The 16738-nt window shown below is 74.6% G+C and carries 14 protein-coding genes and 1 tRNA gene; 2 read left to right on the forward strand and 13 right to left on the reverse strand.

Translation table 11 applies throughout. The features are described from left to right. Positions 1 to 151: 151 nt before the first annotated feature. Positions 152 to 1141 carry an ABC transporter substrate-binding protein gene (locus ACFRAV_RS22430; RefSeq protein WP_382558041.1) on the forward strand — a complete coding sequence of 330 codons (990 nt, stop codon included), beginning with the start codon at positions 152 to 154 and terminating at the stop codon, positions 1139 to 1141. Between the two features lie 582 nt (positions 1142 to 1723). Here the strand turns inward: ACFRAV_RS22430 and lhgO are convergent. From lhgO to ACFRAV_RS22455, 5 genes are all read right to left on the reverse strand, one after another. Then, entirely contained in the window at positions 1724 to 2938 is a 1215-nt protein-coding gene (gene lhgO / locus ACFRAV_RS22435; protein ID WP_382558042.1) for an L-2-hydroxyglutarate oxidase, read from the reverse strand. Between the two features lie 264 nt (positions 2939 to 3202). Then, positions 3203 to 4552, reverse strand: a complete 1350-nt coding sequence (locus tag ACFRAV_RS22440) for an MFS transporter (protein WP_382558043.1) — start codon at positions 4550 to 4552, stop codon at positions 3203 to 3205. A 223-nt stretch (positions 4553 to 4775) separates the two neighbouring features. Further along, positions 4776 to 5726: a catechol 2,3-dioxygenase gene (locus ACFRAV_RS22445; RefSeq protein ID WP_382558044.1), complete on the reverse strand. Its 951-nt coding sequence runs from the start codon at positions 5724 to 5726 to the stop codon at positions 4776 to 4778. A gap of 11 nt (positions 5727 to 5737) precedes the next feature. Beyond that, positions 5738 to 6835 (reverse strand): 4-oxalomesaconate tautomerase, encoded by a 1098-nt coding sequence (locus ACFRAV_RS22450; RefSeq protein WP_382558045.1) that lies wholly within the window; start codon positions 6833 to 6835, stop codon positions 5738 to 5740. A gap of 49 nt (positions 6836 to 6884) precedes the next feature. Then, positions 6885 to 7535, reverse strand: coding sequence for a GntR family transcriptional regulator (locus ACFRAV_RS22455; protein WP_382558046.1), 651 nt, complete (start codon positions 7533 to 7535; stop codon positions 6885 to 6887). Between the two features lie 186 nt (positions 7536 to 7721). Between ACFRAV_RS22455 and ACFRAV_RS22460 the strand changes: the two genes are divergently transcribed. Further along, positions 7722 to 8249, forward strand: coding sequence for an NUDIX hydrolase family protein (locus tag ACFRAV_RS22460; RefSeq protein ID WP_382558056.1), 528 nt, complete (start codon positions 7722 to 7724; stop codon positions 8247 to 8249). Positions 8250 to 8461: 212 nt separating this feature from the next. On the opposite strand, the gene ACFRAV_RS22465 is transcribed toward ACFRAV_RS22460, so the two are convergent. The 8 genes from ACFRAV_RS22465 to ACFRAV_RS22500 form a co-directional block, all read right to left on the reverse strand. Further along, positions 8462 to 8535, reverse strand: a tRNA-Pro gene (locus tag ACFRAV_RS22465). 245 nt (positions 8536 to 8780) lie between these two features. Further along, positions 8781 to 9140: an MmcQ/YjbR family DNA-binding protein gene (locus tag ACFRAV_RS22470; protein ID WP_382558047.1), complete on the reverse strand. Its 360-nt coding sequence runs from the start codon at positions 9138 to 9140 to the stop codon at positions 8781 to 8783. A 62-nt stretch (positions 9141 to 9202) separates the two neighbouring features. Then, positions 9203 to 10111 carry a LysR family transcriptional regulator gene (locus tag ACFRAV_RS22475; RefSeq protein ID WP_351115123.1) on the reverse strand — a complete coding sequence of 303 codons (909 nt, stop codon included), beginning with the start codon at positions 10109 to 10111 and terminating at the stop codon, positions 9203 to 9205. A 75-nt stretch (positions 10112 to 10186) separates the two neighbouring features. Continuing rightward, positions 10187 to 11380 (reverse strand): glycine C-acetyltransferase, encoded by a 1194-nt coding sequence (locus ACFRAV_RS22480; protein WP_382558048.1) that lies wholly within the window; start codon positions 11378 to 11380, stop codon positions 10187 to 10189. Between the two features lie 57 nt (positions 11381 to 11437). Then, positions 11438 to 12466, reverse strand: coding sequence for an L-threonine 3-dehydrogenase (tdh, locus tag ACFRAV_RS22485; RefSeq protein WP_382558049.1), 1029 nt, complete (start codon positions 12464 to 12466; stop codon positions 11438 to 11440). A 192-nt stretch (positions 12467 to 12658) separates the two neighbouring features. After that, positions 12659 to 13036: a DUF742 domain-containing protein gene (locus ACFRAV_RS22490; protein WP_382558050.1), complete on the reverse strand. Its 378-nt coding sequence runs from the start codon at positions 13034 to 13036 to the stop codon at positions 12659 to 12661. Further along, the gene (locus ACFRAV_RS22495) at positions 13033 to 13521 is read right to left on the reverse strand and encodes a roadblock/LC7 domain-containing protein (RefSeq protein ID WP_382558051.1); all 489 of its coding nucleotides are present in this window, start codon (positions 13519 to 13521) and stop codon (positions 13033 to 13035) included. Before ACFRAV_RS22495 ends, ACFRAV_RS22490 begins: the two co-directional genes overlap by 4 nt. Positions 13522 to 13612: 91 nt before the next feature. Next, positions 13613 to 16297 carry an ATP-binding protein gene (locus ACFRAV_RS22500; protein ID WP_382558052.1) on the reverse strand — a complete coding sequence of 895 codons (2685 nt, stop codon included), beginning with the start codon at positions 16295 to 16297 and terminating at the stop codon, positions 13613 to 13615. Between the last annotated feature and the right edge of the window lie 441 nt (positions 16298 to 16738).

The following is a 16738-nucleotide window of genomic DNA, read 5'->3' on the forward strand; positions in this document are numbered from 1 at the left end:
CGGAGGTCGATGCTAGGCGAATCGATCTCCGTGGGACACCGCGTTCGGCCCGTGACCGGCGCCCCGGGCGGCGTCCGGGACGCGCCCGCCTCGAAACGGACGCCTCACTGCCGGTACCGTGCCGATCACACACCTCGCAAGGAGCGTCTGCATGCCGATGCCGCCGATCCGTACCCGGCCCGGGAGCCGGGCCGTTCGCCGGGCCGTCCTCGTCTCCGTGGCCGTCGCCGTCTCGGGAGCCCTGCTGCTCACGGGGTGCACCGGCGAGGACCTCGGTCCCGCGGACGGGGCGGAGGACGCCGAGACGGCGGGCCCGGTGGGCACGCGCCGGATCGTGGACGCGCGGGGGCGGACGGTGGAGGTGCCGCTGGGCCCGCGGCGGGTGGTGACGCTGAGCCGCGCGACCCTGGACGCAGCCCTGGCCCTGGGTGTCGAGCCGTACGGCACGGCGGTGTTCTCGGCGGACGGCGACCGGCCGCCGTCCTACCTGGCCGACCGGGCGGTGCCCGCCCGGGTGGTGGCGCGGGACGGCCGGGTCGGGGTGAAGCGGCTGGAGGCATTGGAGCCGGACCTGATCCTGCTCGACGAGTCCACCCGCGCGGTCGACGAACTGGAGGCGCTGCAGGCCGTGGCGCCGACGGTGGTGACCTCCACCGGCGAGGACGACTGGAAGCGTGCCTTCACGGCCACGGCGCACGCCCTGAACCTGGCGGCGGCCGGACGGCAGGTGCTGGGCCAGTACGGCGCCGAACTCGCCGAGGCGACGCGGGCGGTGAGGCCCCGTCTGGCCGGCACCCGGCGGTCGGTGGGCGTGGTGAGGTGGGCGGACGGCGAGCTCACGCCGCCGGCGGCCGCCGACCATGTCCGTTCCACGCTGGGCTCGTTGGGTCTGCGCCGCGCTCCGGGCGAGGGCACGGACGGCGACTGGGTCTTCTTCGGCGTGCGCGGAGCCGGGCGCGGGGAGGCGGTGGAGACCTTCGCGTCGGCGCGTTCCCGGCCCGGCCTGGCGCGTCTCGCGGAGGCGGACGAGGAGCACCGCGTGGCCGTGGTCGACGGCTCGGCCTGGGAGGCCCCGGGCGGCCCCATCGCGGCCCGCACGGTGCTGGGTGACGTCCGCCGCGCGGTCGTCCCGGCGGGCTGACCCGTACGGCGGACCGCTGCCGCACGGGGGTGCCGTACGGGTCCGCCCCCGCCGTCACGACTCAGGTCCGAGCACGCCGGATCCGCGCCAGATGAACCCGCCCGGCCCGCGACCCGGACCGGCATCTCCCGCACACGGTGCTGGACGGAGTCCGCTGTGCGGGCGTCCCGACGGGCGCACAGCTGACCCGGGATGCGGGCCGCTGCCGCACGGGGGTGCCGCGCGGGCCGCCTGTGTTGCCACGACCCCGGTCCCGAGCACGCCGGAGCCGCGCCCGGCGCGAGACCCGGTCCGCCGGCCTCCCCGTCGCACGGCACCGCGGCTCCCGCCACCCCCGCTTCCATCGCGCGGAACCCCGCCAACCGGCCCCCCGCCGCCCAGCGCCGCAACCCAAGGCACCCCGGCGCCAACTGCCCGCCTCCAGCTCCCAGCTCCCAGCTCCCAGCTCCCAGCAGCATCGCGCTGTCGCGCGCCCCGCGCGGTGCGGCCGCGTGGGCGCTCCCACGTTCCGTCGGCCGGTCCTACGGGCCGCGGGCGGCACGCGGGCCAGGCGGAAACGCTCCTCGCGGGCGGGCCGGGAGGTCAGGCGGAGGGGGTCCGGGTGAGTACGGCGTCGGCGATGTGCTCGGCGATGGCCATGGACGAGGTGGCCGCGGGCGAGGGCGCGTTGCGCACGGCGGTGACGGGGCCGAGGTGCTGGACGACGAAGTCGTCGAGCAGCGACCCGTCGCGGGCGAGGGCCTGCGCCCGTACGCCCGACCCGGCGCGGACCACGTCGGCCGGGCCGATGCCGGGGACGTAGGCCTCGGCGGCCTTCATGTAGGCCCGCACGGAGAGCGAGCCGCGCAGTTCCCTGGCCCCGGTGCGCCAGTGCCGGCGGGCCAGCCGCCACGCGCCGGGGAAGGCGGCGACGCGGGCCAGCTCGCGCGGGTCGACGTCGCTCAGGCGGTAGCCCTCCCGGGAGAAGGCGAGGACGGCGTTCGGGCCGACCTCCACGGTGCCGTCGACGCGCCGGGTGAAGTGGACGCCGAGGAACGGGTAGCGGGGGTCGGGCACCGGATAGACGAGGCCGCGCACCATGCCGGCCTTCTCGGGCCGGACCGACATGTACTCGCCGCGGAACGGGACGATGCGCGGGTCGGCCGTGGCCCCCGCGAGCCGGGCCACCCGGTCGCTGTGGAGGCCCGCGCAGATCACCAGGCGGTCCGCGTGGACCAGGGACTTGCCGTCCCGGGAGATGACCTCGACGCCGTCGGCGGACCGGCGGATCCGTCCGACGGTGAAGCCCCGGCGGATCTCCCCGCCGGCCGCCTCGACGTCCGCGGCGAAGGAGCGCGCGACGGCCGGGTAGTCGGTGATCGCGGTGTGCGGGGAGTGGACGGCCGCGAGCCCCGCGGCGTGCGGCTCGATCTCCCGGATGCCCTCCCCCGCGACCTTGCGGACCCCGGGCACCCCGTTCTCCAGGGCGTTCGCGTACAGCGCCTCCAGACGCGGGACCTCCTCCGCGGTGACGGCCACGACGAGCTTGCCGCACTCCTCGTAGGGCAGGCCCCGGTCCTGGCAGTACTCGCGCAGCAGGGCGACGCCGCGGGCGCAGAGGGTCGCCTTGAGGCTGCCGGGCCGGTAGTAGATCCCGGCGTGCACCACGCCGGAGTTGTGGCCGGTCTGGTGGGCGGCGACGCCCCGCTCCTTGTCCAGGACGACGACCTGGGCGCCGGGGCGCCGTGCGGCGATCTCGCGGGCGGTGGCGAGGCCGACGATGCCGGCGCCGACGACGGCGATCGTTTCCTCGGGCATCGGCTCTCCTTTCTGCGGGGCCCGGTCCGACGCCCCGGTGGGACGTCCGGTGGCCCGGGGTGATCCTGCCCGCTCACGGGGCCGCCGGGGAAGATCGGCGCGACGCCGCAGCCGTCCGGCGGACCCCGCACCGCACCGCCGCGGTGCCGCGCCGCCCGTGCCCGGTCCCGTCCTGCGCGACTCGCGACGGCGCGAAGGGGACCTGGGCACGGGCGGCGCGGGACGCGGTGCGGTGCGGACCGTGGACCGCCAGGGCGGTACGGGTCAGGCGGCGACCGGCCGCCCGGCCGTGTTCGCGTCGTCGCCGGCGTCGTCCGCGGCCCTGCGCGGGGCACGCAGGCCCGGGACCTGGCTCAGCAGCATGAAGACCATGGAGGCGAAACCGGCCACGGCGAAGACCGTGAAGCCCAGGCTCTCGTTGTGGGCCGCGGCGAGCTGGCCGCCGATCCACGGGCCGAGGACGGCGCCGAAGCGGCCCATGCCGGTGGTCCAGCCCATGGCGGTGGCGCGGTTGCCGTCGTCGGAGTTGGCGGCGACGGCGGCGTAGAGCATCGACTGGGCGCTGAAGAGGAACGCGCCGGCCAGGAAGACGACCACGTAGGTCAGCGCCAGCGGCATGTGGACGCCGAGCAGGAAGACGGTGACCGCGGTGATCAGGAACCACAGGGTCACGATGCGCGGGGCGCTGAACCGGTCGGAGAGCCTGCCGGCCGCCAGGTGACCGACGATGCCGCCGACGTTGATGACGACCATGAAGGCGAGCGCGGGGCCGAGGTCGTAGCCGGCGCTGCGCATCATGCTGGGGAGCCAGTTGCTGACGCCGTAGACCAGGACCAGGCCGCCGAAGGAGGCCAGCCAGTACAGCAGCGTGCTGGTCCACAGGCCGCCCTTGAAGAGGCTGGCGAGCGCGGCCCAGCGGCTGCCGTCGGCCGGCGTGCCGGCCTTGGCGACCGGGAGGTCGACGTCGTAGCGGGCGGCCAGTCGGCGGGCCTCCTCGCCGCGCCCCTTGGCGATCAGGAAGCTGGTGGACTCGGGCAGGTACTTGGCGGCCAGCGGGACGCCGACGACCAGGGGCAGGACACAGATCCAGAACGCGGTGCGCCAGCCGTTCTCGCCGCCGGTCCACATGCCGACGAAGCCGGCCAGGATGCCTCCCGCCTGGTGGGCGGTCATCAGGGTGCCGACCATCAGCGCCCGGCGGCCGCGGGGGGCGTACTCCGACACCAGGGTGAGCGCGGTGGGCAGCAGTCCGCCGAGGCCGACGCCGGCCAGGAAGCGGCCGAGGCCGAAGACGCCGACGGAGGGCGCGACGGCGCAGAGCGCGGAGGCCAGCGAGAACAGCGCGGTGCTCGCGAGGACGACCTTCTTGCGGCCGATCCAGTCGGTCACCGTGCCGGAGCACAGGGCGCCGACCAGCATGCCGAAGGTGGCGTAGCTGCCGAGGTCGCCGGCCAGCGCCCCGTCGATGCCGAGCGCCTTGTGCTCCAGCATGTGGGGCAGCACGGCGCCGTAGATGAACATGTCGAGGCCGTCGAAGAAGACGACCAGCCAGCACAGACAGACGGCCAGGAAGGCCATCCGGTGGGCGCGGGCGGGCGAAGAGGTTGAAGACATCGTTGTCACTGTCCTGTCGTCACGGCGGCTCTGTGCCCATGACGGTAGGGAGGGGTCGCATTGTTCGTCAACGGTTCTGTTGACAATCTTGGTGACAAAAAAGCAACGGCCGGTGAACGCGAAAACGGCAGGTGGGCGCGTCGAGACGCTCCCCCTGCCGCTTCCTCGAGAATCGACATGACGACGGTGTCAGCGACAGACCGATCGGTCTGTAACCCCGGTCTCACTCCACCGGCGGAGTTCCGTGGGTGTGGAAGGACTCGATGGTCTTCAGGCCCCATGCCTGGCCCTTGGAGCGCTCCGCCTCGGTCCAGGTGATCAGCGGCCAGTCGGGGGCGAGCACCAGGCGGGTGAGCGGGTTGCAGAGCTCGATCCGGTTGCCGCCGGGTTCGTAGACGTAGAGGAAGAACGTCTGCTGGATCGCGTGCTTGTGCGGGCCGGTCTCGATGAAGACGTCGTTGTCGAGACAGAGGTCGGCCGCCCGCAGGATGTCCTCGCGGGTGTCCGTGGCGAAGGCGATGTGGTGCAACCGCCCCCGGGAGCCGGTCCAGTCCGAGGTGTAGACGAGGTCGTAGGACTTGTTGGTGAACGTCAGCCACTTGGCGCCGATGGTGCCGTCGTCCAGCTGGATCTGCTCGGTCGGACGCGCGCCGAGCACGTGCTGCACGTGGTCGGCGTTGGCGGCCACGTCGCGGGCGAGGAAGTTGACGTGGTCCAGGCGGCGCACGCCCACGCCCTGGCGCGGCTTGGCCTGCGGCTGGTTCTTGAGACCGGGCCGCAGCTCCGGCGGCGCCTGGTACCACTCGGTCTCGTAGTAGAGGGCGAGCTCGTGGTCGTCCCGGTCGGTGGTGAGGTACATCGGGCCGATGCCCGGCTCGTCCTCGACCCAGCGGCCCTCCAGGCCGGCCTCCTCACTGGCGGCGACCCGGCGCCGCAGCGCCTCCTCGCTGGAGGCGCGCAGCGAGGTGCGGCGAAGGCCCGGCCTGTCGGCGGCGGTGAGCACCAGGCTGTGGTGTTCGTAGTCGTCGAAGGTGCGCAGGTAGACGGAGTCTCCGGAGCGGCCGTTCTCGGTGAGGCCGAGGATCTCCGTGAAGAACCGGACGCTGCTGTCGACGTCGGGGGTGAGCAGTTCGACGTGCCCGAGGTGGGCGATGTCTCCCAGCGGCGGGGTCATGGTGCGTCTCCTTACGCGTGAGGTGCGGTGGTCGCGGCGGGACGGGGGAAGACCGTGCCGTCGAAGATCTTGCGTGCGGTGCGGATCACCGCGGTGCGGCGCGCGGCCGGCGGGGCGTCGCCGGCGCCCTGCTCGACGGCGGCCTCGAGATCGAAGAAGCCGGTGGGGTGCTCGATGCGCACCCGGTCGCCGTGTCCGGGAAGCCGGGCGAGGCCCTCGCCGACGGATCCGCGCAGGCGGATGCCGGCGGCCACGCCCGCGGCGCCGAGGACGCCGATGGAGGTGTGGCAGCGCACCGGGATGAAGGTGCGAGTGGTGACCGCGCCCGTCTCCGAGCGGGGCGCCGCGAGCAGGGTCATCTTGGGCACGGTGGTGTGTTCGACGTCGCCGAGACCCATCAACCGGCCCGCCGCCAGCCGGATTCCGCGCAGCCGGGCGGCGAGTTCCTGGTCGGCCTCCAGCTCGGCGGGGCTCTCGTAGCCGCTCACCCCGAGGTCCGCGGCGGCCATCAGCACCGTGGGCATCCCGTTGTCCACGCAGGTGACCTGGACGCCGGCGACGACGTCGCGGACCTGGCCGGTGGGCAGCAGGGGGCCGCCGCCGGGCGGGAACTCGACGACCACGGGGGCGGCGGCGCCGGGCACGCCGGATATCTCGGCGTCCCCGTCGTACGCGACCCGGCCGCCGGGGGTGGGCACGAGGGCCATGGCCAGGTCGCCGCTGTTGACCATGCGGATGCGGACGGGGGTCTCGCCGTCGAGCGCCGGCACCAGCCCGCGTTCGACGGCGAAGGGGCCGATGCCCGCCAGGATGTTCCCGCAGTTCTGGCGGTCGGAGACCTCGGCGGCGTCCACCCCGACCTGCAGGAACAGGTAGTCGACGTCCGCCCGCGGGTCGGCGGAGGGCGAGACCACGGCGACCTTGCTGGTCAGCGGGTGCCCGCCGCCGAGTCCGTCGATCTGCCGGGGGTCCGGGCTGCCCATGACGCGCAGCAGCAGCACGTCCCGCTGGGCGGGGTCGGCGGGGAGATCCTCGGCGAGGAAGTAGGCGCCCTTGGAGGTGCCGCCGCGCATCAGCATGCAGCGCACCTCGTCGTACCGGCGGGTCATGGTCCAGCCTCCTGGGGACAGGTTCCGCACGCCCGTCCCCGGGTGCCGATCACTCCCGCAGGGCGGCGATCACACTCGTCAGATGGGCGCGGACGGCCTGGTCGGCCGCCTTCGGGTCCCTGGCCGTCACCGCGTCGATGATGGCCAGGTGCTCGGGCAGGGACTGCTGCGGCCGCCCCGGCCGCAGCGCCAGCTGGAAGCGGTGCCGCACCAGCTGGGCGTTGAGGCGCTCCAGCAGTTCGTCGGCGACGCTCTGGCCGGAGTACTCCCGCAGGAGCGCGTGCAGCTCGCGGTTGAGCTGCGAGTAGGTCATCGACTCGCCCGCCGCGACCGCCTCGGACATCGCGGCGCCCAGCCGGCGGAGCCGGTCGAGCTGCTCCTCGGTGGCCTCCAGGGCAGCCTTGGCCGCGCACAGTCCTTCCAGGACCATGCGGCACTCGGTGATGGCGACCGCCTCCTCGACGCTCACCACCCGCACCCGCGAACCACGGTTGCGGATCCGCTCGACCAGTCCTTCGGCCGCCAGATCGATGAGGGCCGCCCGGATGCTCGCCCGGGTGACACCGAACTGCTCGGCGAGCTCGTTCTCCACCAGCCGCTGCGCCGGCGCCATCTCGCCCTGCAGGATCGCGTCCCGCAGCAGCTTCAGCGCATGCTGCTTGGCCTGCTCCCCGGTACCCGGCCGAACGCTCGGATCCATCTGCCCTCCCTGAGTGCCTGTCGAACGTAAGGCTCGCGCGACAGCATTGTCAACAATTTTGTTCCCACCTCGCCCTCGGGGGAAGGCGGGACGACGCCGGTCACGGTCCGTCCCCCGTGCGGGGGTCCTCGGCTGCGCCATGCCCACCGACCGACCAAGGAAAGTATGATCGCCAGCGTGTCTGACATGACCGAAACCACGCCCGGTTGGCTGACCACCGACGAACTCGAACTCGCCCGCGCCCGGATGCCGATCCTGTACGTCGAGGCCGTGCCCGTGCGCGTCGACGACAACGGTGAGGTCACCGGCGTCGGACTGCTGCTGCGGATCGGCCCGGACGGGGCGGTGACCCGCTCCCTCGTCTCCGGCCGCGTCCTCCACCACGAACGGGTCCGGGACGCCTTGCTGCGTCATCTGGAGAAGGACCTCGGCCCGGTGGCGCTCCCCCGCGTGCCGGCCTCGCTGCAGCCGTTCACCGTCGCCGAGTACTTCCCCACGCTGGGCGTCACGCCGTTCCACGACCCGCGGCAGCACGCGGTCTCGCTCGCCTACATCGTTCCGGTGGCCGGCGACTGCAGACCCCGGCAGGACGCGCTGGACCTGGTCTGGTTCAGCCCGCAGGAGGCCGCCTCCCCGCTGGTCCAGAACGAGATGCCCGGCGGCCACGGTGTGCTGCTCAAGCAGGCCATGGCCCACATCGGCTGCGTCAGCTGACCTGGTCGTCCTCGTTCTCCGCCCGTGGCGGCCGTGCACCCGCCCGCCGCATCGCGCCCGTCCTCCCCGACCGGGGTGGGCGGGCGCCCGAGGAGGGGAGCGAGTCGGGGTGAGGGCGTGGGTCGGGAGGACGGTCGTCCGTGCCCGCACGACGATCAGGGGCCGGTACCGGATTGCTCCGGTACCGGCCCCTGATCAACGACTCCTTCGAGTCGGGACGACAGGATTTGAACCTGCGACCCCTTGACCCCCAGTCAAGTGCGCTACCAAGCTGCGCCACGTCCCGTTTGCCGTCTGACCTGGGGTTTCCCCCGGCCGAACGTGCATGGCAACCATACCGTACTCCGGACGGTGGTCGCGCGCGGGTTTCCCCACGCGTCCCTGGGCGGGGGCGCCCGGGGCTGCCCGCCGGAGCTCCCGGGGCGGGCCGGGGGCGCCGTCTCCGGCACCGGGGCGGCCGGGCCGCCGCGTACGGCGGGGCGGTCGGCGCACGGCAGGTTGCGGACGGCCGGGACGGCGAGCAGGGCGGGTTCATTCCCCTGCGGGTACTCCGAGTTCCGGGTGGGAGTCGCGCAGGGCGGTGGGGGCGGCCTGGCGCCAGGAGTCGGCGAGGATGTCGCGGAGTTCGCCCTCGTCCTCCAGCGCGGCGAGCCGGACCCGGATCCAGGCGAAGGCGCTCTCGTGGTCGGCGATCCAGAACTTCCCGGGTTCGGCCAGGACCAGTTCGTCCCGCTCCTCCTTGGGGCAGCGCACCGCGCAGGAGGACTCGTCCTCCGGCAGGGTGGCGAACATCTTCCCCGCGACCCGGAAGGTGGGCATGCTCCAGGCCGTCTTCTCGGTGGTGTCCGGCAGGGACAGGGCGATTCGGCGTACGTCGTGCGCGTCCGGCATGCCCGCAGGGTAGCGGCGGGCACCGACAACGGCGGGCGGGCGGCGCGTCGGCGGCCCCGCGCTCACCAGTCTCCGCGCGCCGCCTCGCCCAGCGCGTCCAGGACGGGGCTGATCAGCGGGTGGGCCTCGGAGCCGCGGCGCACGGCGGCGAAGACCCGGCGGGTGGGAGCCACGCCCTCCACCGGGCGCACCGCCACGCCGGTCAGGTCCGTGCCGCGCAGGGCGGAGCGGGGCACCAGGGCCACTCCCGCGCCGGCGGAGGCGAGGGCGACGACGGCCCTGAAGTCGTCGGAGGAGTGGTCGAAGTCCGGCTGGAAGCCGGCGCTCTCGCAGGCCAGGACCACCACGTCGTGGCACGGGTTGCCCGGGTAGGGGCCGATCCAGGGGTCCTTGGCGAGGTCGGCCAGCGGGACCCGGTCCGCCTCGGCGAGACGGTGGGCGGTCGGCACGACCGCGTCGAACGGCTCGGCGTACAGCGGCACATGGGTGAGGCGGGCGTCACCGGCCGCCGGGGCTCCGCGGTACTCGACGGCGACCGCCACGTCCACCTGCCGGTCGAGGACCATCGGCAGACTGGCGTCGCCCTCGGCGTCCCGCACCCGCACCCGGATGCCGGGGCGGCTGCGGGCCAGGGCGGTCAGCGCGGGCGCGACGACCAGGCCGATGCCGGTGGCGAAGGCGGCGACGGTGACGGTGCCGGCCTCCCCGGAGCCGTAGGCGGCCAACTCGGCCTCGGCCCGCTCCAGCTGCGCGAGCACCGCGTTGGTGTGCCCGAGCAGGATCTCCCCCGCCGGGGTGAGCCGCACCCCGCGCGCGCCGCGCTCCACCAGACGGTGCCCGGTCTCCTGCTCGAGCGCGGTGAGCTGCTGGGAGACCGCGGAGGGGGTGAGGTAGAGCGCGGCCGCGGCCGCGGTCACCGTCCGGTGGTCCGCCACCGCCCGCAGGATGTGCAGCCGCCGCGCTTCGATCACGCTGCCATTGTCTCAGCTCACGGCGGGTGTCCCGGCACCGTGCCCGGCACCGGGCACACGTCCGCCCCGGGGCGGTCAGCCCTCCAGTTCGGCGCGGGCCGAGACGAACGCGGCGATCGCGGTCTCCACGTCCTCGGTGGAATGGGCCGCCGACAGCTGCACCCGGATGCGGGCCTGCCCCTGCGGGACGACCGGGTAGGAGAAGCCGATCACGTAGACGCCGCGCTCCAGCAGCAGCTCCGCCATCCGGCCGGCGACCGAGGCGTCCCCGAACATCACCGGCGCGATCGCGTGCTCGCCGGCGAGGACGTCGAAGCCCTCCTCGGTCATCCGGCGGCGGAACAGCTCGGTGTTCTCCGCCAGGCGGGTGCGCAGCTCGCCCGCGGACTCCAGCAGGTCCAGGACCTTCAGCGAGGCGGCCGCGATCACCGGGGCGAGGGTGTTGGAGAACAGGTAGGGGCGGGACCGCTGCCGCAGCAGGGCGACGATCTCGGCCCGCGCGGCGACGTAGCCGCCGGAGGCGCCGCCCAGCGCCTTGCCCAGGGTGCCGGTGAGGACGTCGACGCGGTCCATGACGCCGAAGAGCTCGGGCGTGCCCCGCCCGCCCGGCCCGACGAAGCCCACGGCGTGGGAGTCGTCGACCATCACCATGGCGTCGTACCGGTCGGCGAGGTCGCAGATCTCGTCGAGCGGCGCGAGGTAGCCGTCCATGGAGAAGACGCCGTCGGTGACGATCAGCTTGCGGCGCGCCCCGGAGGCGGCCTTGAGCTGGGCCTCCAGATCGGCCATGTCGCGGTTGGCGTAGCGGAAGCGCTGCGCCTTGGAGAGGCGGATGCCGTCGATGATCGACGCGTGGTTGAGGGCGTCGGAGATCACCGCGTCCTCGGCCCCGAGCAGCGTCTCGAAGACGCCTCCGTTGGCGTCGAAGCAGGAGGAGTAGAGGATGGTGTCCTCCTGGCCGAGGAACGCGGAGAGGCGCGCCTCGAGCTCCTTGTGCACCTCCTGGGTGCCGCAGATGAAGCGGACGGAGGCCATGCCGTAGCCCCAGCGGTCGAGCGCCGTGTGGGCGGCGGCGACGATCTCGGGGTGGTCGGCGAGGCCGAGGTAGTTGTTGGCGCAGAAGTTGAGCACCTCGCCGGGGCGGCCGCCGGCGGTGACGTCGACCTTGGCGGACTGCGGGGTGCCGATGACGCGCTCGGGCTTGTGCAGGCCGGCGGCGCGGATCTCGTCGAGGGTGGCGCGGATGTCGTCGCGCACGGAGTCGAACATCTTGGGCTCCAGGCTCCAGAGGGTGGTTGCGGGGCGGCGAACGGCCGGGGCCGCGGGTCAGACGGTCCAGTCGAGGATGACCTTGCCGCCCTTGCCGGCCGCGGCGTCGGCGAAGGCCGCCTCGAAGTCGCGGTGGTCGTAGCGGCCGGTGATCACCGGGGAGAGGTCGAGACCGTTCTCCAGGAGCACGGACATGGCGTACCAGGTCTCGAACATCTCGCGGCCGTAGATGCCCTTGACGGTGAGCATGGAGGTGACGATCCGGGACCAGTCGACCGGGAACTCCTCGGAGGGCAGGCCGAGCATGGCGATCCTGCCGCCGTGCGTCATGTTGGCGATCATCTCGCGCATCGCGGCGGCCTGGCCGGACATCTCCAGGCCGATGTCGAAGCCCTCGCGCAGGCCGAGTTCGCGCTGGCCGTCGGCGATCGTCGTCCGCGCCACGTTGAGGGCGAGGTCGGCGCCGATCTTCCGGGCCAGGTCGAGGCGTTCGTCGCTGACGTCGGTGACGACGACGTTGCGCGCGCCGGCGTGCTTGGCGACGGCGGCGGCCATCAGGCCGATCGGGCCGGCGCCCGTGATCAGGACGTCCTCGTTGACCAGCGGGAAGGACAGCGCCGTGTGCACGGCGTTGCCGAACGGGTCGAAGATCGCGGCGACGTCGAGGTCGACGGGGACGCGGTGCACCCAGACGTTGGTCGCGGGCAGGGCGACGTACTCGGCGAAGGCGCCGTCGCGGCCGACGCCGAGGCCGACGGTGGCGCGGCACAGGTGCCGGCGTCCGGCCAGGCAGTTGCGGCAGCGGCCGCAGACCAGGTGGCCCTCGCCGCTGACCCGGTCGCCGGGCTTGATCTCGGCGACGTCACGGCCGGTCTCGACGACCTCGCCGACGAACTCGTGTCCGACGACCAGCGGGGTGGTGATGGCCTGCTGGGCCCAGCCGTCCCAGGCGCGGATGTGCAGGTCGGTGCCGCAGATGCCGGTGCGCAGCACCTTGATCAGCACGTCGCCGGGGCCGATCGTGGGCTCCGGGACGTCCGTGAGCCACAGACCCGGCTCCGCCTTCTCCTTGACCAGCGCCTTCACCGATGCGGCTCCTGTGCGTGCGTTCCCGTGCCCGGGCATGGCGAAGCAGCCCGGGCACGGGGAAGAGGTTGGGTTACCTCTAGAACATGCCGCACGGGAGGCGTCCGGGTCCATCGAGGTTTTCTTAACCTCGGCCTCAGGATTCCTTCAGACGCCGCCCGGGTGTCCGCACGGCGGCGGCCTGACGCGCCTTCAGAGGCGTCGCCGTAGCTCGTCGCGGACGTGCCGTAGCACGGCGGGGTCCGCGGGGGTGTGCCGGAAGGACGGTGCCTCGGCGAGGACCAGTCCGGCCTCGACGAGGTCGGAGACCACGACCTTGGCGACGGCCACCGGCAGCCCGAGCCGCGCGGCGAGTTCGGCGACGGTCACCGGGGTGCGGGCGATTCTCAGGGCACGGCCGTGCTCGGGGCCGGGATGGCCGGTCGCCGGGTGGCCGGTCGCGCTCACGTGGGTCAGCAGGTCGAGGTCGGCGGTGGGCCGGGTGCGGCCGTTGCTCACCGTGTAGGGCCGCACGAGCCGGCCTGCCTGCTCGTCGAGCCAGGGCCCGTCGTCGGCCGCCGCCGTGATCAACGCCGGGTCACCGCGGGCTCGGGCGCGGTCGCCTCCGGTACGGGCGGGCGGGCGGCGGCGTGCCGGGGGGCCGTCGCCAGGTAGGGGCGCACGCTCTTGACGAGCATGGCCATCTCGTAGCCCAGGACGGCGGCGTCGGTGGCGCTGTCGGCCGTCACCGCGAGGCAGGTGCCGGAGCCGGCGGTGGTGACGAACAGCAGGGCGGAGGTCAGCTCGACGACCACCTGGCGGACGTCGCCGCCGTCGTCGAAGGTGAGTCCGGCGCTGCGGCCGAGGGAGTGCAGGCCGGAGGCGAGGGCGGCCATGTGGTCGGCGCCCTCCTGGTCCAGGCCGTACGCGGAGCGGACCAGTCCGTCGCAGGAGAGGAGCACGGCGCTCCTGGTGTGCGGCACGCGCCGGACCAGGCCGGCCAGCAGCCAGTCGAGGTCGGCGGGGCGGTCGGGACGGGGGGCGGTGTGAGCGGTGGTGTGCGTATCGGGGGCCATGGCGGGTCGACTCCTTGGGGGTGGGGGTGGGGGTGGGGGTCCGGGAAGGCTGGGGGAACGGGTTGGGGTGATCCGGGGCGGGCAGGGCTGCTCAGAGGCCGGTGGGGGTGTCCCGGCCGTCGGTCGCTCCGGAGGCGCCAAGGGCAGTGGTGGCGGTGGTCCCGGCGCTGTGACCTGTGGCCGCGCCGGCGTCCGGGCCGGGGAACTCCGCGTCGTACGCCTCGGCCAGACCGACCCCGCGCCGGAAGGCGGCCATCAGGTGGGGGTCGTGTCCGGCCTCCTCCTCGATGGCCTCCGCGTCGGCGCGGGGAGTCGGCCGGGACCGCAGTTGCGGGGCGAGGTGCGACTGCGCCCGGCGGCGGGGCAGTGGGGGCGGGACGGCGACGGAAGGCTCCTGGGCCGTCAGGGCTCCGGGTGCGGTGGGGGTACCGGGCGGCGCGGCGGGCCGCATCCCGGGCAGCGCGCCCGCGGGCGTCGCCCGTCCGTCCCGCTCCCGCACGGGCAACGGCCCCCGGGACCCGGCCCGCGGGGCGGCGTGCTCGCCGTGCCGCGGCGACGGCACCAGTTGCGTCGCCTCCTCCGGTGCGCGCGTCGCCTGCCACCACGCCTCGGGCAGGGCGTCGGAGGCGGGCCGGTCCGACCGCGCCGCGGAGTCCTCGCCCCGGGCCTGCGGGGCTGACGCCTCGACCGGCACGGGCCAGGCGTCCTCTTCTCCCGGCCGCCCGGCGACGTCGCTCCGGCTCGGCCCTTGCACGACGGGGGCCTCGACGGCAGCCGCGCGTTCCGGTGACGGCTCCGGCTCCGGCCAGGCCGCTCTCAGGTCCAGGTGTTCCGCCACCTCCTCGTAGGGCGGCGTCGGCGGGCCGATGGGTGCGGCACCGGGGCGGTCCGCCGGGGCGTCCCCCGCGGAGCGCCACGGGTCAATACCGTGCGGCGGCGTCCCGGACACCTCGGCGAAGCGGTCCGGCGCCACCGGAGCGGCGTGCTCGGCCGACCCGAGCGGGTCGGGGGTCCGACTCCACGGCGCGTCCGCGGGAAACGACTGCTCGGCCGACGGGTACCGCATGGTCACCGGCCCGTCCGGTCCTGCGTCCGGGCGCCGCGCGTCCGCACCGCTCGAGGACGCCGCAGGTCCGACCGCTCCCTCCGCTTCACGGTCCCACGGCTGGTCCGCCGGGGGCGTCGGTCGGACCGCATCCGCACCGGGCGCACCCAGCTCGGCCTCGCGCTCCGGAGCGGACGGGGCGAGGCGCTCGCCCGGGGCACAGTCACCACCCCACGGGGTCTCCTCCCGCGGCGGCAGGTCGACCGAGAGAACAGGTGCGGGCGCGGGCCGGGGAGCGAAGAGCACGGCCTCGGCGGGCCCGGGCCCGGGCTCCGGCTCGACGACAGGCAACGGGCCGCACTCGCCGCGGCCGGACACCACGGGCACCGGGCCGGTGCTCACGGTCTCAGGCCGGGCCCCGTGCCACGCGGGGGCGCCGGGTGCGTCCGCGTCGGCGGCGGAGTCCGGCCGCCCCCCGTGCCGCGCCGCGTGTCCGGGAAGCCGCCACTCCCCCGTGCCGGCCGGGTCACCCGCCGTGGACAGGTCCGCCGGGGCGTCCTCGGCGGCCGGGGGCAGTTCCGCCGACGGCGGTCCCAGCAGCGTCTGCGGCAGCACCAGCACCGCCTGCACGCCGCCGTAGATGTTGCCGCCGAGGCGGACCCGGACGCCGTGCCGGCGGGCCAGCTGGGACACCACGTACAGCCCGATCCGCCCGTCCGCCAGGAGTCCCGCGACATCGACCGAGCCGGGGTCGGCGAGCAGCGCGTTCATCCGCTCCTGCTCCTCGGAGGGCATCCCGAGACCGCGGTCCTCCACCTCCACCGCCAGCCCGGCCGCGACGGCGTCGGCGCGGATCGCCACCTGGGTGTGCGGCGGGGAGAACACCGTCGCGTTCTCGACCAGTTCGGCGAGCAGATGGATCACGTCCGCGACGGCGTGCCCCCGCAGCGTGCCCTCCACCGGCGGAACGACCCGCACCCGTGCGTACTGCTCGACCTCCGCGACGGCGGAGCGCAGCACCTCCTCGAGGGCGACCGGCTCGCTCCACTGCCGACGGGAGACCGCGCCGCCCAGGACGGCCAGGTTCTCGGCGTGCCGCCGGACCCGGGTGGCCAGGTGGTCGACGTGGAAGAGGCCCCTGAGCAGGTCGGGGTCCTCGATCTCCCGCTCCAGCTCGTCCAGGACCGCGATCTCCCGGTGGGCCAGCGACTGCAGCCGCCGGGCGACGTTCACGAACACCTCGATGCGGTGCTCGACCCCCGTGCCCCGCTCGCCCTCGTCCGCCGGCGCCTCGTCGTCCGTCGTCCCGTCCGTCGTCGCCGCGCGCCGGGACAGGACCTCCAACGTCTCGCGGTGCGCTCGCTCGAGGTCCTCGGCCAGCCTGCCGAACGCGTCGGTGGCCGGACCGCCCGGCGCCGGAGCGGACGCCTGGGCCCCCGCCCCGTCCGGAGGGTCGGAGACCGTGGACTCCCCGGCGGCCGCCCTCCGTTCCTCCGCCTGTTCGGCGACCTGCCGGCGGAGCTCCTCGACGCGGCCGGTCACCGAGTGCGCGGCCCGGCGCGCGGCGACCGCCGCGGTGGCCACCGCCATCACCGCGAGTGCCAGCGCCCCGGCGAGCACGGCCCACAGGGCGGGCCCGCCCGGGGCGCCGGCGGTGAGGAGCACGAACAGCACGGCCGCCCCGCCCCCGAGCGCCACCGCCACCGGCGGCAGCACCGCGATTCGGGACAACTGTGGGCCGAGGGGCGGAAGTTGCTGCTGTCGCTGCGACGGTCTGCGGTCGGCCGGTGCGCGAAGGTGAGACATCGACGTCCTCGTGCTGAGCGGTGCGTCAGGGACCGGGGGCGCTCGTGCGGGTGACGCCCACGCCCCCGCGTGGCGGACACTCACAGTAGTCACGTGATCGCGCGTGCTGTCGGGCAGTTGGGCAAGTCCGCACCCCGACAACCCCCTCCCGTAGGACAGTTCGCACACCTGACCTACACCCGCGCCTCTGTAGCCCCTGTCGCCCCACGCCCCAGGGCGTCACGCAACGTGTTCACCGCCGTCCCCGTGCGAGCCTGACGGCCACACGAAGGGGCGGGGGGGGGCCCCCCCCGCCCCCCCCCCCCCACCCGCCGGGGGCTGCGCCCCCCACACCAGGAAACGCGGACAACGCAAACAGGGGACCCC

Source organism: Streptomyces sp. NPDC056600 (genome assembly GCF_042792855.1).
In the GTDB taxonomy this organism is placed as follows: domain Bacteria; phylum Actinomycetota; class Actinomycetes; order Streptomycetales; family Streptomycetaceae; genus Streptomyces.

Bases quoted from the DNA above. Each gene is read 5' to 3' on its own strand.
- ACFRAV_RS22430 (WP_382558041.1), top strand. From the start codon at position 152: ATGCCGATGCCGCCGATCCGTACCCGGCCCGGGAGCCGGGCCGTTCGC.
- lhgO (WP_382558042.1), bottom strand. From the start codon at position 2,938: ATGCCCGAGGAAACGATCGCCGTCGTCGGCGCCGGCATCGTCGGCCTC.
- ACFRAV_RS22440 (WP_382558043.1), bottom strand. From the start codon at position 4,552: ATGTCTTCAACCTCTTCGCCCGCCCGCGCCCACCGGATGGCCTTCCTG.
- ACFRAV_RS22445 (WP_382558044.1), bottom strand. From the start codon at position 5,726: ATGACCCCGCCGCTGGGAGACATCGCCCACCTCGGGCACGTCGAACTG.
- ACFRAV_RS22450 (WP_382558045.1), bottom strand. From the start codon at position 6,835: ATGACCCGCCGGTACGACGAGGTGCGCTGCATGCTGATGCGCGGCGGC.
- ACFRAV_RS22455 (WP_382558046.1), bottom strand. From the start codon at position 7,535: ATGGATCCGAGCGTTCGGCCGGGTACCGGGGAGCAGGCCAAGCAGCAT.
- ACFRAV_RS22460 (WP_382558056.1), top strand. From the start codon at position 7,722: ATGACCGAAACCACGCCCGGTTGGCTGACCACCGACGAACTCGAACTC.
- ACFRAV_RS22470 (WP_382558047.1), bottom strand. From the start codon at position 9,140: ATGCCGGACGCGCACGACGTACGCCGAATCGCCCTGTCCCTGCCGGAC.
- ACFRAV_RS22480 (WP_382558048.1), bottom strand. From the start codon at position 11,380: ATGTTCGACTCCGTGCGCGACGACATCCGCGCCACCCTCGACGAGATC.
- ACFRAV_RS22495 (WP_382558051.1), bottom strand. From the start codon at position 13,521: ATGGCCCCCGATACGCACACCACCGCTCACACCGCCCCCCGTCCCGAC.